At 61.2% G+C, this 20,930-nt stretch carries 22 protein-coding genes; 13 read left to right on the top strand and 9 right to left on the bottom strand.

Annotated features, from left to right (window positions below):
* Positions 1 to 12 precede the first annotated feature (12 nt).
* The 7 genes from J7E36_RS00580 to J7E36_RS00550 all read left to right on the top strand — a co-directional run bounded on the left by J7E36_RS00580 (position 13) and on the right by J7E36_RS00550 (position 7,912).
* A complete protein-coding gene (locus J7E36_RS00580; protein ID WP_214998853.1) occupies positions 13 to 1,017 on the top strand; it encodes a polysaccharide deacetylase family protein in 1,005 nt (334 codons plus the stop codon).
* A complete protein-coding gene (locus tag J7E36_RS00575) occupies positions 1,014 to 2,318 on the top strand; it encodes a lipopolysaccharide biosynthesis protein (protein ID WP_214998851.1) in 1,305 nt (434 codons plus the stop codon). Before J7E36_RS00580 ends, J7E36_RS00575 begins: the two co-directional genes overlap by 4 nt.
* 293 nt (positions 2,319 to 2,611) lie before the next feature.
* A complete protein-coding gene (locus tag J7E36_RS00570) occupies positions 2,612 to 4,507 on the top strand; it encodes a hypothetical protein (protein ID WP_231286347.1) in 1,896 nt (631 codons plus the stop codon).
* Complete coding sequence (locus J7E36_RS00565) at positions 4,504 to 5,193, top strand: N-acetyltransferase (protein WP_214998847.1); 690 nt, start codon at positions 4,504 to 4,506, stop codon at positions 5,191 to 5,193. Before J7E36_RS00570 ends, J7E36_RS00565 begins: the two co-directional genes overlap by 4 nt.
* A 79-nt stretch (positions 5,194 to 5,272) precedes the next feature.
* A complete protein-coding gene (locus tag J7E36_RS00560) occupies positions 5,273 to 5,962 on the top strand; it encodes an N-acetyltransferase (protein WP_214998839.1) in 690 nt (229 codons plus the stop codon).
* Between the two features lie 5 nt (positions 5,963 to 5,967).
* Positions 5,968 to 7,146: a GNAT family N-acetyltransferase gene (locus J7E36_RS00555; protein WP_214998837.1), complete on the top strand. Its 1,179-nt coding sequence runs from the start codon at positions 5,968 to 5,970 to the stop codon at positions 7,144 to 7,146.
* Entirely contained in the window at positions 7,118 to 7,912 is a 795-nt protein-coding gene (locus tag J7E36_RS00550) for a ChbG/HpnK family deacetylase (RefSeq protein ID WP_214998835.1), read from the top strand. Before J7E36_RS00555 ends, J7E36_RS00550 begins: the two co-directional genes overlap by 29 nt.
* A gap of 72 nt (positions 7,913 to 7,984) precedes the next feature.
* On the opposite strand, the gene J7E36_RS00545 is transcribed toward J7E36_RS00550, so the two are convergent.
* On the bottom strand, positions 7,985 to 8,221 hold the full coding sequence (locus J7E36_RS00545; protein ID WP_435304147.1) for a hypothetical protein: 237 nt from the start codon (positions 8,219 to 8,221) through the stop codon (positions 7,985 to 7,987).
* A 215-nt stretch (positions 8,222 to 8,436) separates the two neighbouring features.
* Between J7E36_RS00545 and J7E36_RS00540 the strand changes: the two genes are divergently transcribed.
* Positions 8,437 to 9,378 carry an alpha/beta hydrolase gene (locus J7E36_RS00540; RefSeq protein ID WP_435304146.1) on the top strand — a complete coding sequence of 314 codons (942 nt, stop codon included), beginning with the start codon at positions 8,437 to 8,439 and terminating at the stop codon, positions 9,376 to 9,378.
* Positions 9,379 to 9,602: 224 nt separating this feature from the next.
* Here J7E36_RS00540 and J7E36_RS00535 read toward each other — a convergent pair whose 3' ends face one another.
* Genes J7E36_RS00535 through J7E36_RS00510 form a run of 6 tightly spaced genes read right to left on the bottom strand, consistent with a single transcriptional unit; the run spans position 9,603 to position 15,553 of the window.
* On the bottom strand, positions 9,603 to 11,345 hold the full coding sequence (locus J7E36_RS00535) for an ABC transporter substrate-binding protein (protein WP_214998831.1): 1,743 nt from the start codon (positions 11,343 to 11,345) through the stop codon (positions 9,603 to 9,605).
* 47 nt (positions 11,346 to 11,392) lie between these two features.
* Positions 11,393 to 11,665, bottom strand: coding sequence for a DUF2160 domain-containing protein (locus J7E36_RS00530; RefSeq protein ID WP_214998829.1), 273 nt, complete (start codon positions 11,663 to 11,665; stop codon positions 11,393 to 11,395).
* Positions 11,666 to 11,675: 10 nt separating this feature from the next.
* Positions 11,676 to 12,476 carry a carbohydrate ABC transporter permease gene (locus tag J7E36_RS00525; RefSeq protein ID WP_025212860.1) on the bottom strand — a complete coding sequence of 267 codons (801 nt, stop codon included), beginning with the start codon at positions 12,474 to 12,476 and terminating at the stop codon, positions 11,676 to 11,678.
* 10 nt (positions 12,477 to 12,486) lie between these two features.
* Positions 12,487 to 13,353, bottom strand: a complete 867-nt coding sequence (locus tag J7E36_RS00520; RefSeq protein WP_030142069.1) for a carbohydrate ABC transporter permease — start codon at positions 13,351 to 13,353, stop codon at positions 12,487 to 12,489.
* A complete protein-coding gene (locus J7E36_RS00515) occupies positions 13,350 to 14,459 on the bottom strand; it encodes an ABC transporter ATP-binding protein (RefSeq protein ID WP_214998827.1) in 1,110 nt (369 codons plus the stop codon). Before J7E36_RS00515 ends, J7E36_RS00520 begins: the two co-directional genes overlap by 4 nt.
* A complete protein-coding gene (locus J7E36_RS00510) occupies positions 14,459 to 15,553 on the bottom strand; it encodes an ABC transporter ATP-binding protein (protein WP_214998825.1) in 1,095 nt (364 codons plus the stop codon). The genes J7E36_RS00515 and J7E36_RS00510 overlap by 1 nt, the downstream gene beginning before the upstream one ends.
* 419 nt (positions 15,554 to 15,972) lie before the next feature.
* Here J7E36_RS00510 and J7E36_RS00505 point away from each other — a divergent pair, with 419 nt between their 5' ends.
* Complete coding sequence (locus J7E36_RS00505) at positions 15,973 to 17,823, top strand: sigma-54-dependent Fis family transcriptional regulator (RefSeq protein WP_214998822.1); 1,851 nt, start codon at positions 15,973 to 15,975, stop codon at positions 17,821 to 17,823.
* 33 nt (positions 17,824 to 17,856) lie between these two features.
* On the opposite strand, the gene J7E36_RS00500 is transcribed toward J7E36_RS00505, so the two are convergent.
* Complete coding sequence (locus tag J7E36_RS00500) at positions 17,857 to 18,339, bottom strand: anti-virulence regulator CigR family protein (protein ID WP_214998820.1); 483 nt, start codon at positions 18,337 to 18,339, stop codon at positions 17,857 to 17,859.
* Positions 18,340 to 18,686: 347 nt separating this feature from the next.
* On the opposite strand from J7E36_RS00500, the gene J7E36_RS00495 reads away from it, so the two are divergent.
* The 4 genes from J7E36_RS00495 to J7E36_RS00485 all read left to right on the top strand — a co-directional run bounded on the left by J7E36_RS00495 (position 18,687) and on the right by J7E36_RS00485 (position 20,074).
* Entirely contained in the window at positions 18,687 to 18,893 is a 207-nt protein-coding gene (locus tag J7E36_RS00495; protein WP_214998818.1) for a hypothetical protein, read from the top strand.
* Between the two features lie 109 nt (positions 18,894 to 19,002).
* A complete protein-coding gene (locus J7E36_RS00490) occupies positions 19,003 to 19,179 on the top strand; it encodes a DUF3606 domain-containing protein (protein WP_214998816.1) in 177 nt (58 codons plus the stop codon).
* A 66-nt stretch (positions 19,180 to 19,245) separates the two neighbouring features.
* On the top strand, positions 19,246 to 19,380 hold the full coding sequence (locus tag J7E36_RS25370) for a hypothetical protein (RefSeq protein WP_269216529.1): 135 nt from the start codon (positions 19,246 to 19,248) through the stop codon (positions 19,378 to 19,380).
* Positions 19,381 to 19,648: 268 nt separating this feature from the next.
* A complete protein-coding gene (locus J7E36_RS00485; protein ID WP_214998814.1) occupies positions 19,649 to 20,074 on the top strand; it encodes a DUF2628 domain-containing protein in 426 nt (141 codons plus the stop codon).
* 151 nt (positions 20,075 to 20,225) lie between these two features.
* Here J7E36_RS00485 and J7E36_RS00480 read toward each other — a convergent pair whose 3' ends face one another.
* Positions 20,226 to 20,492, bottom strand: a complete 267-nt coding sequence (locus J7E36_RS00480; RefSeq protein ID WP_214998812.1) for a YceK/YidQ family lipoprotein — start codon at positions 20,490 to 20,492, stop codon at positions 20,226 to 20,228.
* Positions 20,493 to 20,930: the final 438 nt, after the last annotated feature.

Genomic DNA, 20,930 nt, shown 5'->3' with positions numbered 1-20,930 from the left:
GGAGGACGGCCAATGTCGATAAAACACATTTTCAAACGCACCGGCGGCTGGCTGTACCTCAACACGGCCCTGGGTCGCGGCCCGTTGCGTGGTGCCGGGGTGATCCTGATGCTGCACCGGGTGCTGAGCAACGACCGCGCCGCCGAACTGCCCCATCGCAACGAACTGTGCGTAGGGCCGGAAGCCTTCGAGCACTTGTTGATCTGGCTGCAACAGCACTTCGACTGCGTGCCCTTGATGACGCTGCTGCTGGCCGACCCGGAAAACGTGCCGAACCGCCCGCGGGTGGCGCTGACCTTCGACGACGGCTGGCGCGACAACGCCATGAACGCCTTTCCCTTGCTGCGCCAGTACCAGGTGCCGGCGAGCATTTTCCTGTCCACCGACTTCATCGGCAGCCGCCAGCACTTCTGGTGGGAGAGCATCGGCGAAACCCTCTGGGGCAGCCACGGCCAAGTGGCCCGGCGCTCGCTGATCGAGCACTTGCACCAGGCCGGGCGGCCATTGCCGGTGATGCTCGACGACCTGGACGATGTCCGCCGCAGCCTGTCGCTGCTGCACTATCTGCAAAGCCTCAAGACCCTCGACCCGCAGGTGCTGAGCGACCTCACCGAAGCCTGTCCCCATGGCGCCCAGCCGCAGTCCCTGGACTGGTCGCAGGTGCGCATGCTGGAAGATTCCGGGCTGATCCGCTTCGGTCCCCACGGTGCCAGCCACGCGATTCTCACCGGGCTTGACGACCAACGCCTGCACGAAGAACTGTCCCGCAGCCGCATCGCCCTGGAAAACGGCTGCGCCCAGCCGCTGCCGGTGTATTGCTACCCCAACGGCGACAACGATGACCGCGTGCGCCAGCAGGTGGCGGCCCAAGGGTTTGCGTTTGCCCTGGGCACCGAGACCGGGCTGTACCGCCACGACGGCGACCCCTTGAACCTGCCGCGTTTCGGCGTCAGCCAACGCTGCGCCCAGCAACCTGAACTGCTGGCCTGGCGAATTCGCCGAGGGACACGTCCATGAGCCGCGGTCATTACCTCAAACATTTGCTGCTGAGCATGGGCACGCGCCTGGCAATGATCGGCCTGCGCCTGCTGCGCAATGTGCTGCTGGCGCGGATTCTCGGGCCCAGCGAACGCGGCCTGTTTGCCTTGCTCAGCACCCTGCCGGACCTGATCAGCGCCGCCACCAGTGGCGGGCTGAATTCCGCCGTGGGTTATCAGGCGGCGCAGCAGCGCTCGATGGGCCTGCTGCTCAGCCAGGTGCTGGTGTTCGGTTGCCTGCTGGCCGGGTTGTTGACCCTGTTGGTGGTGGCGCTGGCGCGTGAGTTCGGCGCTGAACTGGACATCACCCTGCAGTTGGGTGTGCTGGCCTGGCTGCTGTTGATCGCCGTGCCGTTGACCGTGCTCAAGAGCGGCCTGCTCACGTTGCACAATGCTTCAGGGGGCGTGGGCGGCTTCAATGCCTTGCGCCTGATGGAATCCGTGGCGCCGCTGTTGCTGTTCCTGGCGTTGTTCTGGATGTGGAAAGACGCGGCCCTGGAGGCGGCGCTGATCAGTTGGCTGACGGGCCTGAGCCTGGTGGTGCTGGCTGGCTGGGTCTGGTTGCGGCGCGACCACGATGTGTCGCTGCAATGGAACCGCGCCAGCCAGGGCGAGCTGCTGCGCTACGGCGCCCGCAGCCACCCGGACCTGCTGTTCCAGCAGGTGATCCTGCGCTCGGACTACCTGTTCATCGGCGCCCTGCTGGGCAGCACCGCCCTGGGTCACTACGCCATGGCCAGCGCCGCCGCCGAATTGCTGCTGATCGTGCCGGAAGCCGTCACCACGCCGCTGATGAAGCGCTTGTTGCAACAGGACCGCGACATGCAGCGCCTGACGCCCCTGGCCCTGCGCCTGACCGCCACCGTGATGCTCGGTGCCTGCCTGGGCATGGCGCTGATCGGCCAATGGCTGATCGTCACTTTGTTCGGCGCCGCCTACCAACCGGCGTACCCGGCCTTGCTGGCGTTGCTGCCGGGGCTCTTCGGGCTGTGCTATGCGAGCATCCTGCGCCTGGACCTGCTGGGCAAGAACCGGCCCGGCAGCGTTTCACTGCTGATGGGCGCGGGTGCGTTGCTGAACCTGGCGCTGAACCTGCTGTTGATTCCTCGCTACGGCATCGTCGGCGCCGCCGCGGCGTCTTCCATCGCTTATCTGGGGGTGACCCTCGCTTTGCTGGCGATGTATTGCCGCCTCAGCGGCGTGGCGTTATGGCAGACGCTGATCATTCTGCCCAGCGACCTGCTGCCGATGCGCCAGATGCTGATGAGGAAATCGGCATGAATGTCGTCGCCCGACAGTCCGCCATCGCGAGCAGGCTCGCTCCCACAAGGGACGGCGATTACCCTGTGGGAGCGGGCTTGCTCGCGAAAGCGCTGGCTCGGCTTGCGCAGAGGTTGGATGTGACGGCCCCTTCGCGGGCAAGCCCGCTCCCACAGGGGACTTTCGCCGAGCCCGGTATCGTGGCCTGGCACAGATCCAGGGTGGGAGCGAGCTTGCTCGCGATGGGGGCGACGCGGTGCTGGGTGATAGGCGCATGCTTGTGGGCCCTGGCGCTGTCGGCCCATGGCGCAGCCATGACCTGGACCGGTATCCGCGACGGCAGCCTGTACTTGCAGACCGACCGGCCGGACACCGTGACCGTGCGCTGGGTCCCAGCCTGGCAGGCCGATGCAAACGCCGAGCACATCTACCTGCTGAACGGCCAGGGCCGCCTGGCGGGTGAGCGCCTGATCAAGGCCGACCAGGTACGTGGCGAGCAGCAATGGCCATTGCTGCCAGGCCCAGCCAGCTACCGGCTGGAAGTCCCCGGCTACAGTTTTCGCCGCTACAGCGTCGAGCACGATGCCCGCACCCAGGCGCAGTTCGCCCCGGCCAAGGTGCATTTCAGTGCCGAGACCCACGACGGCGATGAGCTGTATTTCAAGGTCGCGGCCGGTGAGCGGGCGGTGCTGGCGGGCAAGTTCCACGGCGGCGTGCGAGGCCTGCAAGCCCGGCGCGTCGCCGACGGCAAACAGCTGCAACTGGACCTCAAGCCCTACCCCGCCTATTGGCAGTTCGATCAACTGGCTCTGCCCGTTACCGACGTCGATCAGGTCTGGCGCCTGCGTCTGCTGGGCAATGGCAAGGCGGCGTTCTGGCTGGACGGCACCGCCAACCTGTTTGCCCGGGCGCCGGCGCAACTGCAACCGCTGCGCGAGGATCCGGGGCAAGCGCATCTGAGGGTTCACGACGAGGCGCTGGGCACCACCCCACGACTGGGAATGTCCTTGCCCTACGCCCTGCCGCCACCCGCCGCGTACCCGATCATCGACGCGCTCAAGCCTCGGGCGGCCAGCTACTACAGCATCGTCGACGTCATCGCGGCCAAACCCGCCTACGAGGACCGCTTCCGGCGCCTGTACCAGGACCGCTTCGGCATCACCCAGGACATTACCCTGCTCGCCGGCAGCGGGCGCAAAGCCGACCTGCAGGCCGACCGGGTCAGCAACGGCGGCTTGCAGGCCTGGCTCGAATCGACGCGCGCCCTGGGCGGCAAAGGGCTGCACTACCTCGGTTTCGCCGATGAGCCGAACCTCAACTACCCCGATTTCGACAGCTACCGACAAGTGTTCGAGAGCATGGCCAATGAGGTCAACGCCCTGCCCGCCAACGCCCGCGCCGGCGTGCGGATTGCTGTCCCGGCCAGCTCGCGGTTCACCAACGGTCCCCTGGCCGAAAACGCCGCCGACAAACGCGGTATCGACTGGGCGCGGCGTCTGCTGGACAAGTACGGCGATCAGATCGATGCCCTGGCCTGGCATGAGTGGATGGTTCGCGACCTGCTCGCCACGCGGGTGTACCGCGACAGCGTGCGCCGGGCCGCCGACCTGGTCGGCCTGGACATCAACGGTCGACCACGCAAGGCATTGCTGCTGGACCAGACCAACATGTCCAGCGGCTCGAGCCTGAGCCCCTACGACCAGGAAACCCACTATGCAGCCCTGTGGTGGACGTCCGTGGTGATCAACGCCTCCGCCGACGGCCTGCTGGACATGCTCAACTGGTTCCAGTGCGCCGACGAACCGGAGTACCCCAAGGGCATGGTCCGGGTCCTGGGCAATGATCGCTTCGAACTCAAGCCGGTAGGCCTGGCCCAGCAATTCATCCAGCAGCATTGGCTCGACCAGGTGCTGCGCCTGGACAACGACGCCTTTGAAGTGGACGCCCTGGCGATGGCCACCGGCGCGCAGCGCAGCCTGTTGGGGGTGAACAAAAGCACCCGAGCGCAACAGGTCAGCCTCGATGGCCCGACCTGCCCGCAGGCACAGCCGACCCTGGTGTATTTCGGCCCGGACAACCGCAGCCGCAACGCCTCGTTCAACTGCGAGGCCGGCCAGATCCACTTTCTCCTACCTGGGGAAACCCTGTTTGCCCTGGGCTGGAGCGCTTCCTCCTTTCCCCACCCCGCCACCCGTCAGGAGGCACCATGAACCCACTGCAGAAATTGCGTGATCGCATTCAGAAGAAAGGCCTGCGCGCTATGCTGAAACAGGTGATACGCCGCTACGTGTTTCTCCATTCGCGACTGGTGTGGCTGGAGCACGACGTGCGGGTCCCGCTACCGCCGCATCACCTCAAGCCCTACCCGCCGATGCGTCTGGAATTCATCACGGTCAGCAATGCCGATGCTTTTGCCCGGCACTTCGGCGACCGCGTCGAAACCATGCGCGAGCTGGCGGCCGAGGGCTACACAGGCTTGATGTACCTGGATGATCAGGGCGACACCGTGGGTTTCGCCTGGGCCAGTACGCGGGACTATTTCGACCGCCATTTCTATCGCTGCAATTTTCCGATCAAGCCTGGCGAGTATTTTCAGTTCGGTGGCGAGGCGATCCGTGAATACTGGGGTTCCCGTATATCGGCGGACATGCAGTTGGAAATGTGGAAAGTCATGGCAGGCCACGGTTGCAACACCATGGTCGATGTCTGCGATTTGCAAAACATCCAGGGGATCAAGATGCACCTGCGCATGGGCTTCCAGGAGCGCGGCAAGATCACCCACGTGTATCGCCTGTTCGGTCGCTGGCGGTTTTTCCGCGACACGCTCTACCGCGGCTCGGCACTGAACGCCTTTCGTAAACCGGCACCGCCGCTTCCGTCGACTGCGCCTGCCTGATGTCCATGGCGATCCAACCCCCATCGAGAGCAAACTCGCAATGGGGGCTTTCCCCAACCGCCGCCCGTCAGGAGGCACCATGAACGTTCTGCAAAAATTGCGTGATCGCATTCGGAAAAAAGGTCTGCGCGCTGTTCTAAAGCAGCTGTGCCGACATTACGTGTATTTCCACGAGCAACTGGTGTGGATGGAACGCGACCTGGTCAGTCCGATACGGCCCAACAACCTCAGGCCCTATACGCCGTTGCGCCGGGAAATAATCAACACCCGTAATACCGATGCCTTTGCCACGTACTTTCGCGACCATGCCGAGACCATGCGCGAGCTGGCCGCCGAAGGCCACACCGGAATCATGTACCTGGACGACAAGGGTGACACCGTCGCTTTTATCTGGGGCAGTACACGAGACTACTTCGACCGCCATTTCTTTCGCTGCTGGTTCCCGATCAAACCCGGTGAGTTCTTTCAATTCTGCGGTGAGCTGTACCGCGCCTACTGGGGGACCCGGCTATCGGTGGATCTGCAACTGGATCTGTGGAAAGCCATGGCCGAGCAGGGTTGCAATAAAGCGGTTGCTGTCTTCGAACTGAGTAACGTTCCAGCCGTCAAGCTGCACCTGCGCATGGACTATCAGGAGCGCGGCCAGATCACCCATATGTACCAATTGTTCGGTCGCTGGCGGTTCTTCCGTGACACGTTTTACACCGGCTCGGTCCTGGACTCTTTTCGTAAACCGGCCAAGTCGGTTCCATCCACTGCGGCGGCCTGACGTCCATGACTATCCGGTTCCAATGGTGTCGCTCCCTGGGCGCGGCGGACTTTCCTGTATCAGCTTATGAACAGCTGCGAACCCAGGTGGCCGACGCAACACCGTTCAACACCCTGGCCTGGCTGCAGGCGGCGGAATTTGCCCTGTCGCCTGATCAGCAATTGCATGTGCTGCTGGGCTGGCAGGATCAGGACTTGTCCCTATGCCTGCCCCTGGTTTCGGGACGTGAGCGTATCGGCGGACTGCGATTCCGGGTGTTGCATCACTTGGGTTACCCCTTGGCCGACCGCATCGCCCTGCTGGCGCGCCTGGACGCTGAAGGCATGGGCCAGGCGCTGATGCAGATCCGTCAGCAGGTGCCCCACGCGATGCTGCAACTCAATGAAGTGGTGGAGCCGGTCGGCAAGCAAAGCGTCCTTAGCGCCTGGATGACACTGAGTTCCACCGGGGAGCGGCGGCTCAGTTGCCGGGTTCCGGTGCACTTGATCAGCGACAGTGATCATCAGGAAGTCTCTGGCGATCCACGCTACAAGCTGCGTCGGGCGCGTAAGCGGATCGCCGCGTGCGGTGCCCGTATCCAGCGGGTGACGCCGGATGCCATCGGCATGGGCCCGCTGCTGCGAACCCTCGCCGAGGTCGAGGCGGTCAGTTGGAAAGGCGAAGAAGGTGTCGGCATCTTCTCCGCCCCCATGCACCGACAATGGATGAACCACGCCTTCACAGCCCTCGCCGCCGACGGGCTGGTGCGGGTGGTGATGCTCGAACTGGATGGGCATTGCATCAGCTATCGCCTCGGCCTGCTGGAGCAAGGGCGCTTGTACGACTACAACCTGGCGTTCCTGCCTGAGCATGCCGACCTGGGCAGCGGCCGGGTGCTGCTGGAGGAGTGGATCCGCTGGGGGCTGGACGAAAACTGGCGCTGGATCGACGCTTCCCGGGTCAGCCTGGAAAACTCCAGCCATCAACTGCATGAACGCATGACCGGGCAACTGGAGCACTGGCGCTGGAGTTTCTATTCCTGGCGCCCCGGTGGCCTGGTTCTGGGGCTGGCGTTACGGCTATGGAAAAGTCTCAAGCCGTGGCTTGGCAAGCGTGCGACCAAACCGAATGCAACGACTGTTTCATCATCCAATACCAAGAGCAAGGAGAGCGATCATGCCTCACCAAGTCATTATCAACGCTGACGACTTCGGACTCAGCTTCAGCGACAACGCAGTCATCCAATCGGCCTTCAAGGCAGGTGTCATCAGCTCCGCAACGGCGATGGCCAATACCCCGGGTTTCGAGCAAGCCTGTGAAATGGCCCGCCAACCCATGATAAAAGGGCGCGTCGGCCTGCACTTCAACATCACTTACGGCTCGCCGCTGAGCCAGCCGATTGCATCGCGCCGCACCTTTTGCAACGCCGACGGTGAATTCGACCTGAACCTGTCGCGCTATGCCCTGCGTCTGGACGCAAAGGACCAGGCGGCAGTGCAGGAAGAACTCGAAGCCCAGTGGCAACGCTGCCTGGACCACGGCGTGCGGCCCAGTCATCTCGACTCCCACCAGCATGTGCACAACATCTGGCCCATCGGCGAACTGGTGGCCCGCTTCGCCGCCCGGCACAACGTGCCCATACGCCTGGCACGCAACCTGGGGCCGAACCTGAACCTGCCCAAACGCGTCTTCAAGACGCTGCTCAACCGGCGCCTGCGCCACCTGAGCGGCGCCACGGCCGACTACGTCTGCACACCGGCCGACCTGCAACACGCCGCGCCACCGGACCACGGCTCCCTGGAAGTGATCGTCCATCCGTTGCACCTGGAAGGTGACTTTGGCGATGCCAGCCTGGAAGCCGGGCGCTCATTGACCGAGGTGTTGCGCAAGCGCCTCGATGGGGTGCCCAAGGTACCGTATGGCGGTGCGAAACAGCGGCTGGGGCTGGCTGAATTTGGCGAAGCACGCTGACTCAGCGAATCCGGGCATCTACCCGTGGCGCGGGAGCAACCGTTATCCCCGCGCTATGACCCGATACCGGTGTCATCGATCGAGCTTCTTCTCCACCTGCGTGACCTTCTCCTGCAGTTTTTCCGCGTCTTGCTCCCGGCTCCTGATCGACTTGGGCGTGATCACCTTATCGACCTTTTCAGTGGCGGGGTCCGGGTGGTGGATGTCCCGCTCAACCACCGCGACCGGTTCACCACTGGCATCTTTGGCCGGCATGGCCCCTGCCCCTTCGCCCGCCCGGTTTTTGCTGCTGGAATCATGAGTCGTCATGGCATCGTCCTCGATGTTTTAAGGGTGTTGAGTTTTCGAGTGAGGCTGGACGGGGGAGTTCGATCGGGTTGCAGCAGGATTGATGATGTGCACGCCTTGAACCATGCAGAATCCCAAGGTTACGCCGGTGCCAACCAACAGCCGTCCGAAATCGTGCCATCCTTCGAGCGAATCTGCTAAAACGCATCTTCTGTCTTGAGTAGTGAACCACCTCGATGCCGTTATTTTCACTTCCTCGTACTGGGCGACGCTGGCTGGCGTTGGCGTGCATGACCGCGATGCTGGTCGGGCTGCCGGTGGGTTGCGCGGTGTTGCAGCACAAGGAGCGCGAGCTGGTGTTTCGCATCGAGCCGGGAACAGCGAGCTGGTTCAGCGGTTTGCCCAGCAGCGTGCAGGAGTTCGATCTCAAGCCCAAGCATTTCAAGGCCGGGGAGAACATCCACGGTTGGTGGTGGCCGGCCGAGCGCAAGAACGCGCCGGCGATCCTGTACCTGCATGGTGTGCGCTGGAACCTGACCGGGCAATTGTTTCGTATCCAGCAGTTGAGGGACCTGGGCTTTTCCGTACTGGCGATCGACTACCGGGGCTTTGGCAAGAGCCATGGTGACCTGCCCTCGGAAGCCAGTGTGTATGAGGATGCTCGGATCGCCTGGGCACGGCTGGAAGTGCTGCAACCGGACCCGGCGCTGCGACTGATCTACGGTCACTCCCTGGGCGGTGCGGTCGCGGTGGACCTCGCGGCAGAACTGGGCCAGAAAGCCGCGAAGAGTGGCAGCGTTGTACCGGCCCGCGGTTTGGTCATCGAGTCCACGTTCACCTCCCTGGGAGATGTCGCCACGGCCATGGCGAACACATCGCTGCCAGTGCGCTGGTTGCTCTCACAGAAATTCGACTCCATCGACAAGATCCACGAGATCAACATGCCGCTGCTGGTGGTGCACGGCGCCGCCGACCGCTACGTGCCGCCGCGTTTCAGCGAACAACTGTTCAATGCCGCCCAGGAACCCAAGCGCCTGTTGCTGGTGCCTGGAGCCACCCACAACAACAGCATGAGCCTGGCCGGCAGAAACTACCGGCAGGCGCTGGATGCCTTGATGAAGTCCCGCCCCTCTCCGGTGGCCGGAGCGCCCAAGGCCAACACCGTCAAGGCGGGTTGATTCAGGCTCACTGATGTCACCCCTCCGCTGTGGGAGAGGGCTTGTGGGAGCAAAGCTTGCTGGCGATGAACGAAAACACAGTCAGTCGATCGTGGCGCCTTCATCGCCAGCAAGCTTTGCTCCCACAAGGGATCTCAGGGTGGCTTCGAAAATCAGAGGCCCCTCCACAGCTCAATAAAAAAACGGCACCTCCCGGTGCCGTTCTTTCATTGCAGCGCAAACACTTACTTACGCGCCGCCTCCCACGATTTCAGCAGCTCGTTGTAGTTCACCGTTTCACCTTTAGGCTTCTCGTTCGCCAGTTTCGGCTTCGGCGCGCCCGGTTGGTCGAACCAGTATTGCGCGTCGCGCTCCGGGTTCATCTTCGGTGCGCAGGTCGCCTGGGCCTTGGAGCGCTCCAGACGGGTCATGATCGCGTCCTGATCCTTGGCCAAACCGTCGAGTGCCTGTTGCGGGGTCTTCTCGCCGCTGGCCGCTTCGGCGATGTGGCTCCACCACAGCTGCGCGAGGCGTGGATAGTCCGGCACGTTGGTCCCGGTCGGGGTCCATTGCACGCGGGCCGGGCTGCGGTAGAACTCCACCAGGCCACCGAGTTTCGGTGCCAGGTCAGTCATCGCCTGGGAGTTGATGTCCGACTCACGAATCGGCGTCAGGCCGACGATGGTTTTCTTCAGCGACACGGTTTTCGACGTCACGAACTGCGCGTAGAGCCAGGCGGCGAGCCGTTGCTTCTCAGGCGTGGACTTCATGAACGTCCACGAGCCCACATCCTGGTACCCAAGCTTCATGCCTTCTTCCCAATACGGACCGCGCGGCGACGGTGCCATGCGCCATTTCGGCGTGCCGTCGGCGTTGACCACGGGCAGCCCCGGTTTGGTCATGTCGGCGGTAAAGGCGGTGTACCAGAAGATCTGCTGGGCGATGTTGCCCTGGGACGGCACCGGGCCGGATTCGGAGAACGTCATGCCGGCCGCTTCCGGCGGCGCGTACTTCTTCAGCCAGTCCACGTACTTGGTGGTTGCGAATACGGCGGCCGGGCCGTTGGTGTCGCCACCACGGGTCACGCTGGAACCGACCGGATGGCAGTCCTCGACACGGATGCCCCACTCGTCCACCGGCAAACCGTTGGGCAGGCCTTTGTCGCCGCCACCGGCCATGGAGAACCAGGCATCGGTGAAGCGCCAGCCCAGGGACGGGTCTTTTTTGCCGTAGTCCATGTGGCCGTAGACGCGCTTGCCGTCGATTTCCTTGACGTCTTCGCTGAAGAATTTGGCGATGTCTTCATAGGCCGACCAGTTCACCGGTACGCCCAGCTCGTAGCCGTACTTCTCCTTGAACTTGGCCTTCAGGTCCGGACGCTCGAACCAGTCGGCGCGGAACCAGTACAGGTTGGCGAACTGCTGGTCAGGCAACTGATAGAGCTTGCCGTCCGGTGCGGTGGTGAACGAAGTACCGATAAAGTCCTTGAGGTCCAGGGTCGGCGAGGTGAAGTTCTTGCCTTCGTTGGCCATCAGGTCGGTGAGCGACTCGGTCTTGCCGTAGCGGAAGTGCGTACCGATCAGGTCCGAATCGTTGATCCAGCCGTCATAGATGTTCTTGTCGGACTGCATTTGTGTCTGCAGTTTCTCCACCACGTCGCCTTCCTGCAGCAGGTCGTGGGTGATCTGGATCCCGGTGATCTCGTTGAAAGCCTTGGCCAGTACCTTGGATTCATACTCGTGGGTGGTCAGGGTTTCCGACACCACGTTGATCTTCATGCCGCGAAACGGCTCGGCGGCCTTGATGAACCACTTGAGTTCGTCGAGTTGCTGAGCTTCGGTCAGCGTCGACGGCTTGAATTCGCTGCCGATCCATTTTTTTGCGGCGTCTTCATAGGCGTCGGCCCAAGCCGCAGCACTCAGCCCGCTGAGTGCCAGCATGGCTGCCAATGAAACGCTATGTCGCAGCTTATTGTTTTTATTGAACATAGAGACCTCCTGTTTGGGTTTGAGAGCCTGATCGTCGAGGGTCGCGACTAGCCCCACCGCATCACTGCCAACAGCCACACCAAGGACAACGCGAACGCTATCCAGATGCTCCAGTCGGTAACGCCGACCACCAGCAGATGCAGGTAGGCGCTACCGAGAAGACCGATAAACAACCGATCGCCACGGGTGGTGGCAATCGGCAGGAAACCGCGCCGAGGAATACTCGGCGAACGCAGTTCCCACGTGGTCATGCCCGCCAGCAGCAAGGCAATGACCCCAAAAAACGCCGCCGTAGGGACGGTCCAGTTCATCCATTCCATCATCGACTCCTCAGACCCGACCCAGGGCAAAGCCCTTGGCCACGTGGTTGCGAACGAACCAGATCACCAGCATGCCCGGCAGGATAGTCAACACCCCCGCCGCCGCCAGCACCCCCCAGTCGATACCCGAGGCCGACACGGTGCGGGTCATCACCGCCGCGATCGGCTTGGCATTCACCGAGGTGAGCGTGCGGGCCAGCAACAGTTCGACCCAGGAAAACATGAAGCAGAAGAACGCCGTGACACCGATACCGGAGCCGATCAACGGGATGAAGATCTTGGCGAAGAACTTGGGGAAACTGTAGCCGTCAATGTAGGCCGTCTCGTCAATTTCTTTCGGCACCCCGGACATGAAGCCTTCGAGGATCCACACCGCCAGCGGCACGTTGAACAGGCAGTGGGCCAGGGCCACGGCGATGTGGGTGTCGAACAATCCGATGGACGAATACAGCTGGAAGAACGGCAACAGGAACACCGCCGGTGGCGCCATGCGGTTGGTGAGCAGCCAGAAGAACAGGTGCTTGTCGCCGAGGAACCGGTAGCGTGAGAACGCATAGGCCGCCGGCAGTGCCACGCTCAGGGAAATCACCGTGTTCAGGCTCACGTAGTACAGCGAGTTGAGGTAACCGGTGTACCAGCTCGGGTCGGTGAAAATCACCTTGTAGTTGTGGAAGGTGAAATCCTGCGGCCACAGCGTCAGGCTGCCGAGGATCTCGGTGTTGCTCTTGAACGACATGTTCAGCAGCCAGTAGATGGGCACCAGCAGGAACAGGATGTAGATCAGCAGCGGAATCAGCTTTTTCTTGCTCATCGTGCAGGCCTCAACGGTTGGCGTCGGAGTGCGTCATGGCGGTGTAGAACAGCCACGACACCAACAGAATGATCAGGAAGTACACCAGGGAAAACGCTGCCGCCGGGCCCAGGTCGAATTGACCGATGGCCATCTGCGTCAGGGTCTGGCTGAGGAACGTGGTGGCGTTCCCCGGCCCACCGCCGGTGAGCACGAACGGTTCGGTGTAGATCATGAAGCTGTCCATGAAACGCAGCATCACGGCGATCAGCAGCACGCTTTTCATCTTTGGCAACTGGATGTGCCGGAACACCGCCCAGTTGGACGCCCTATCGATCCGCGCCGCCTGGTAGTACACGTCCGGAATCGCCCGCAGCCCCGAGTAGCAGAGCAGTGCCACCAGGGACGTCCAGTGCCAGACGTCCATCACCAGCACGGTGACCCAGGCGTCCATGGTGTTGGCTGCATAGTTGTAGTTGATGCCCAGGCCGTTAAGGGTGGAACCGAGCAAGCCGATGTCGGCACGGCCGAAAATCTGCCAGATGGTGCCGACCACGTTCCAGGGAATCAACAGCGGAATTGCCAGGATGATCAACACCAGCGACGACCACTTGCCCTTGGTCGGCATGGTCAGGGCGATGGCGATGCCCAGGGGAATTTCGATCAGCAGCACGCACGCCGAGTAGATGAACTGGCGCAGCAGCGAATCGTGCAACCGTGGATCGAGCAGCACCTGCTTGTACCAGTCGGCGCCGACGAAGTAGCGGCTGGACTGGTCGAAGATGTCCTGCACCGAATAGTTGACCACGGTCATCATCGGGATCACGGCGCTGAACGCCACCAGCAGGAACACCGGCAATACCAGCCACCAGGCCTTGTTGTTCTGCACCTTGTTCATGGCTGCACCTCGCTCAACGGTTCCAGCAGGTATTCATCGGCATAGACCATCAGCCATTGGGCCGGAAAACTGATGTACGCAGTGCCTTCCGGCACCGGTTTGTCTTCGGCCAGGCGCACTTTCAGCGGCGCGCCATCGAGGTTGAGGGTGAGGATCTTGTAGGTGCCCAGGTCTTCGACGTGGATCACCTGCGCACGCATCGCATCGTCGTAAGGCCCGTCCCAGACATGCACGAACTCCGGCCGGATCCCGACCTTCAGGCTCTTGCCCTGGGCCTCGGCCACGCGCTGTTGCAGGGTGGGCGACAAAGGCAGATGGGTCGACGCGAAACCGACGCCACCGGGTTGCGCCGTGACCTCGATCAGGTTCATCCCCGGGCTGCCGATGAAATAGCCGACAAAGGTGTGGCTCGGGCGCTCGAACAAGTCCCGGGGCGTGCCGAACTGCACAATCTGGCCGCCATACATCACCGCGATTTTGTCGGCGAAGGTCGACGCTTCCAACTGGTCGTGGGTGACGTAGACCATGGTGATGTTGAACTGCTCGTGGATCTGCTTGAGCTTGCGCCGCAGTTTCCATTTCAGGTGCGGGTCGATCACCGTCAGCGGTTCGTCGAAGAGGATCGCCGACACGTCGTCGCGCACCAGTCCACGGCCCATGGAGACTTTCTGCTTTTCGTCGGCCGTGAGGTTGCGGGCCTTTTTGTCCAACAGGTTCTGCAGGTCGAGGACCTCGGCAATTTCCTGCACCTTGGTGTGAATCTTCGCCTCGGCCATGCCCTGGTTACGCAGCGGGAACGCCAGGTTGTCAAACACCGTCATGGTGTCGTACACCACCGGGAACTGGAACACCTGGGCGATGTTGCGCCGCTCCGGGCTCAGTTCGTTGACGACTTTGCTGTCGAACATCACTTGCCCTTCCGACGGGCTGAGCAAGCCGGAAATGATGTTGAGCAAGGTGGATTTGCCGCAACCCGAAGGGCCGAGCAACGCGTAGGCGCCGCCCTGCTCCCAGATGTGGTTCATCTCGCGGATCGCGTAATCTTCCGGGCCCGCCGGGGTGCTGGTATAGCTGTGGGCGAGGTTCTGCAATCGAATTTCGGCCATCAGGCAACCCTCGCAATACGCAGCCCGGGGGCCTGGACCAGCTTGCCCTGGGCATCGAAGACAAACAGTTTATGGGTCGGGATGTAGATGCGGATCGGCGCATCCACGTCGTACTCATGAACACCGGGCAAGTGCAGCACCAGCAGGAAATGTTCGTTGCGCACGTGCAGGAAGGTTTCCGATCCGCTGATCTCGGCCACCTCGACGGTCACCGCCAGCTCGAGGTCATCATCGTTGCTCGGCACCAGGGAAATATGGCTGGGACGCACGCCGAAACGGAATTCACCCTCGCCCACCGGGCGCAGATCGACGTTCAGCGGGAAGTGCACGAAGTTGGCGAAGCTCACCTCATTGCCGGCAATGCGGCCTGGCATGAGGTTGATCGGCGGCTCGGAAAACAGCTCGGCGGCCAATACGGTTTGCGGCTGGTGATACACGGAGGACGATTTGCCGCTCTGGATCACCCGCCCCTCGTGCAGGATGGTGGTGGTGCCGCCCAGGGCCAGGGCTTCGTTGGGCTCGGTGGTGGCGTAGACGGCGATGGTGTGACGGGCCTGGAACAATTCGCGCATTTCCTGGCGAAGTTCCTCACGCAGCTTGTAGTCCAGGTTCACCAGCGGCTCATCGAACAGAATCAGCTCGGCGTCCTTGACCAGTGCGCGGGCCATGGCCGTGCGCTGCTGCTGGCCACCGGACAACTCCAGCGGATGGCGCTTGAGGAATTTCTCGATGCGCAGCATCCGCGCGGTTTCCAGCACCTTGCTCTGGATCACCTCATCGGACACACCGGCCTGGCGCAGCGGCGAGGCGATGTTCTCGAAAACGGTCATGGTCGGGTAATTGATGAATTGCTGATAGACCATCGACACGTTACGCAGCCGCACCGGCTTGTTCGTGACGTCGACGCCGTTCATCAGGATGCGACCGCTGTCGGGTTTGTCCAACCCGGCCATCAGGCGCATGAGACTGGTCTTGCCGGATAGCGTACGGCCCAGCAGGACGTTGAAGGATCCGGGTTCGAAACTCAGATTGGCATCGTCGATCCAGGGCTGACCTTCGACGGTGCGACAGATGTGCTCAAGCTTTAATGACATGGCTCGGCCTTTTTATTATTTGGAGTCAAGCGACCCGAGCGATAAAGCGAAAGCCGTGCCAAAAAATGCAAGCGTCTGAATTACTTGGATTTATTGTATTCATGTAGGAAAAATGCGTTCGCTGGTGAACACAAGTGAACAAAGACGACTGAACAACTGAACAATTCGGCGGTTGACAATGAACAATTTTGAACAACACTGAAGGAAGCTTATCGTTGGCCGGACCGGTTCCCTGTGGGAGCGAGCCTGCTCGCGATGACGTCCGATCAGCCAGCAGCAATGTTGCCTGACAGACCGCTTTCGCGAGCAGGCTCGCTCCCACAGGATTTGCATTGTCCATGTGATTCGGAGCTGCCCAGCACAAGGAGTATGTGCGAGACTCACCACCACAATAAAAACAGCACCTGCGAGAGTGCCCCATGGTCGCACCTGCACCCGCCTTGTCACACGAGGCCATCATCCAGGCCTCCTGGTCCCGTTGCCGCGCCTTTGGCTTGAACCATCAGAGCGTGCCGGCCTTCGACCCGCTACCCGCCGACGGTATCGCCCAGTTGCTGGAAAGCCAGCATTCACTGGTGCAGACCACCCACCAGGAAGTCCTGCCGTATTACGAGAACATCCTGAGCAATTCCAATTGCCTGATCATGCTGGCCGACAATCAGGGCCAGGTCCTGACCTCCTGGGGCACCCAGCGCTTCATCGAGCCCAAACTGGCCCATGGCTTCAGCGCCGGGGCGAGCTGGATGGAACGCTGCACCGGCACCAACGCCATCGGCACCGCGCTGGCCTGCGAGCAAGCGGTGCACATCGAGCACGATGAACACTTTCTCAAGGCCAACCGTTTCATGACCGGTTCCGCCGCGCCGATCTTCGACGCCGAGCGCAAGGTCATCGCCGTGCTGGACGTGTCCAGCGACAGCTACCTGCCGCCCTCCCACACCCTGGGCATGGTCAAGATGATGAGCCAGACCGTGGAGAACCGGCTGATCCTGAACCTGTTTCGCGGTGAACACTTCCAGCTGACCTTCAACACCGGGTTGAACAACCTCGACAGCCAATGGGCCGGGCTGTTGATTTTCGATGAAACCGGGCAGGTGCTTTCCGCCAACCGCCGGGCCGACAACCTGTTGGGCCTGAGCCTGTCGCGGGTGAGCATCGAAAGTTTGTTCAAGGTCTCGTTGCTGGAGCTGCTGAACCAACCCGACGGCTTGCCGTTTGCGCTGCAAGCGTCCGGGCGCAATCGTTTCCAATGCCTGCTCCGGCGTCCGAGCCAGATGTCGATCAAGCCGCGGGTGTTCACCGAAGCAGCCCGCTCGCCGGCCCCGGCCACCACCACCAACATCATCAGCCTCAACACGCTGCACTTCGGTGACAGCCGTGTGGAAAAAGCCGTGCGCCAGGCCGAGCGCTTACTGGAAAAGGACATTCCACTGCTGATCCACGGCGAGACCGGCGTCGGCAAGGAAGTGTTCGTCAAAGCCCTGCACCAGGCCAGCTCCCGCTGCAAACAACCGTTCATCGCCGTCAACTGCGCCGCGATTCCCGCCGAGTTGGTGGAATCGGAACTGTTCGGTTACGAAAAAGGCGCCTTCACGGGCGCTAATCAGAAAGGCAGCATCGGCCTGATCCGCAAGGCCGACCGCGGCACATTGTTCCTCGATGAGATTGGCGACATGCCCCTGCCGACCCAGGCCCGGCTGCTGCGGGTATTGCAGGAGCGCTGCGTGCAACCGGTGGGCAGCGCAGAGCTGTTCCCGGTGGACATCCGCATCATCTCGGCCACCAACCGTTCGCTGCGCGAACAAGTGCAACTGGGTCGCTTCCGCGAAGACCTCTACTACCGCATCGGCGGCCTGACCCTGGAACTGCCGCCCCTGCGCGAACGCAGCGACAAGCAAGCGCTATTCAAACGCCTCTGGGAGCATCATCGCGAACCCACCCAATGGGCCGGGCTGAGCCGGGAAGTATTGGAGTTGTTCGACCGCCATCCATGGCCGGGTAACCTGCGCCAGGTCAGCAGCGTGCTGCAAGTGGCCCTGGCGATGGCCGAAGAACAGCCAATCCGCCCCGAGCATCTGCCCGACGACTTTTTCGTCGACCTGGAAATGGAACCGCTGGAAACCCCCGGGCCGCTGACGGTGGACCTGAACGACGCCGAAGACCTGAACCGACAGTTGCAAGCGGCGGGCGGCAATATTTCGCACCTGGCGCGACGCCTGGGGGTCAGCCGCAATACGTTGTACAAGCGCCTGCGACAGCTTGAAAACTGAGGGTGCCGCAGCCTGGAGACAGGCTGCGATACGCTAATCGAATGCACCGTTCAGCACCTCGTAGATGATGCCGCTGGCGATCGCCACCAGGATCAAATCGGTGCCCACCTGTTGCCATTCGTAGCCGTCATAGTGCGGCAACCGCCCCACCAGGCGCCCGTCGAGTTTCTTGGCGATCCCGGGTGGCAACGGCTTGCCCCTGGCGAGGTTCTTCTGGATGCCCGGCGGCAGCGCCGGTCCTGGTCGCCAATAGTCACGGTAGCCGCCGATCACACCGAGCACTCCGCCGCGGTCGATGCTTGGGCCGTTATGCCAGTCGCCGCCATCGCCAGGCGAGTTGGCCTTGCCGCCCTTGCTGCCCGACCCGCCCTTATCTCCTTGACCATGACCATGACCCTGGCCTTGATCGAATTTAGCGTTTCCCTTGCCGTTGCCAGGGTCCGCCAGGGCGGTCGCGGAAGTAGCCGCAACGGCGAGGCAGGCAATTACGGCGATCAGCGAGTGCAATTTGAACATGAGGTTTTCTCCAAGGCTAATGCACTGTAACTGTAGACGTTAACGGTTACCCCAGCATCCTGACCGGCAAGACGTCGCTGTGCCGATTTCATTATCTATTCAAACCTGCCACAACCGCCCCTACACCGGACACAGAGGGCTGCTTGTATCATCAGTGACTTATTGCTGAGGCATGGTTGAAGTGTCAACGGCGTTCGAACCTCCATTCGTCGCCTGCAAAGGATGGCCGGGCCTTGCTCGGTTGCGTCTGGCTTACGGTTTGCAGCAATCGCCGCAGCAGCCAGGACGACGACATTCTGACGCTGCGGCAACTCAATAATGCTTGGTCAGCCCACCGGAGATGTACCGTGTCAACTCTCAATGAAATCGCAGCGAACCACGCGAGAATGGATAAGGCAAAGGAAGAAGAGTCGATACGGCTGAGTGCGCTTCACGTTCAGGTAGTGGGCAGTTTTGAAATCCAGCCGATCGAGGCGAAGCAACAGATGCCGCTGCACTTCATGGCGGGCGTACAGGAGCATTCATTTGGGGAGGCCGCAGCCCTGGGTTTCTGACGGCGATGCTCGTCCCTCCAGGTGCAACAATTGAATGGCGCAAACAGCTCAGACTGATTGTCTACCTGAAGTCGCCTGGCAACGCCAGGCCTTATCAGGAGACTCGATAATGGCTGATGACTTGAGCAACCGCGGACCGCAAGATCGGAACCGTATCAGCACCAGCGAAGCCTGGGAGCTGAAATACTGGACGAAGGAACTTGGTGTGACTGAAGACGAACTCAAGGCCGCAGTTAAAGCGGTAGGCCCCTTGGCGGTAGATGTTCGCACGCATCTAAAGAAATAATGAATTCCTTGTAACGCCCTTCGGTCAGTCTCTATGAAACGCAGTAAATCTGACGAGGTAACAGCAATGACTATCGAAGCAGAGACACTCGTAGAACTGACCGAAGCCCTCCAGGATCGCGGCATGCTGCTCGTGTCTGAAATCGCGTTTACTCGCGCACCTTACCGGCATAACCATCGCTGGATCTGTATCGTGGAATAAGCGTTCTGCTGGCGGCGATCCTTGCGCTGCCAGTGCCCTTCCCCCAACTGTTCGAAAGCACCCGTGCGGATCATCGTGGCGACGGAGCTTGCTCCCGCTTGGGAGCGAAACGCCCACCACCACTTATACGAATAAAGTGATGCCCATCACAGATTGAACGGCCGCTTCAGTGACCAGAGGCATTTTTTCTCGTGAACGCTTATAAAGCCGAGCACAGGACCTCTCGGAAGAAACAACCCAGTTTCATGGAATATCAGGAGCAGTAAAAATGAGCACAACTGAACACGTGCAAAGCGGAAAATACAGTGCCAAGTGGCAGGAACGCTTCAACTTCTTCGACACCTACGGCGCCCCCAGCGATCCGCGCTATAAGGAAGCCCTGAAGGCACTGCCCGGCTTCAAGAAAAAAATCCTCATCAATGCCAATGTCATCGCGTTTTTCTTCGGCCCTATTTACCTGTTTGTCCTGGGCCTGTGGAAAAAGAACCTGGCGCTGCTCGGCATCATCCTTCTGGTCAACATCGTGCTGAGTGTGATTTTTGCGATGCTGGGCATGGAATTTCCCAAGCCCTTGAACGCCGGCCTGAATGGCGCCTCCTCGGTGATGTACGCGATCGCGACCAACTACGCATACTACCTGAAAGAAATCAAAGGCGAGCAAAGCTGGAATCCGTTCCAAGGCATGGGTTTCTGATTGCAATCCCGGCTGGTCAAGAGCCCGCACCTCTTCACGAACGTGCGGGCTTTTTGGTTTTTGGGGCCGGCGAAATGGCCGCGACAGGAAAATTGTTTAAAAGGGTGGCGATTGCCAAGGACAGTTGCTTGCGCTGAATCGCGCAGAGGCCCTAGTCCCCAGCGCCTGTATTGAAGGCCGTATATGGCAGAAACAATGTATCCGCGACCAGACTGAACGGCAGGTCAATCATTGCCAGCGGAGCCAGCACACGAAAAACGCCCGCATTATCCTCCGTAGCGGCCTTCATCACCTCAATGTCCGTTGAAGCTCCGCAATAGGGATGAGGTCCGCATCGCGGGCGATCATCAAAGGTTTCGGCTAACGTCGAACAGCCTGTCAGCAGCGCAAAGGCTGACACGGCTATGAAGAACTTCATGCAGCGACTCCAAAAATGGCGATCAAGCACCTACCCAAAACCTGCAAAAAAAGGCGACTCGCAAGCCGCTCATCCAATCATCCAGTCGCCTGCTCCCGCAACCGTCGCCCTATCACATCAGAGCTGTTCACCCTACCGGCGTGAAGCCCTACGCAGGGGCTACGGGACAGGCAACTGGCTTTCGAGACTGGTGCTTGATCCATAGGATACGGCCATTGATCGTTCCCTTGGACCATGATTCGGTAACCAGAGAGCAGTTGCCGCTCTGGTTCTCAACAAACGTCCTTGGATAGCCCTCGGGCTCATCGCCACCCAGACGCATCCAGTTTGGATCTGTCGAGGCCACGGAGTTATAAGGCATGCAGGCCGCCAATGTGACCAGCAAAAGTGCCAACACTACGTTTTTCATATAAGTCCCGATCCCCCGGTGTCAGGATA

Source organism: Pseudomonas fluorescens (genome assembly GCF_018614775.1).
In the GTDB taxonomy this organism is placed as follows: Bacteria; Pseudomonadota; Gammaproteobacteria; order Pseudomonadales; family Pseudomonadaceae; genus Aquipseudomonas; species Aquipseudomonas fluorescens_BY.
Note: the sequence above shows the minus strand (reverse complement) of the source record. Positions and strands in the feature narration are given on the sequence as shown.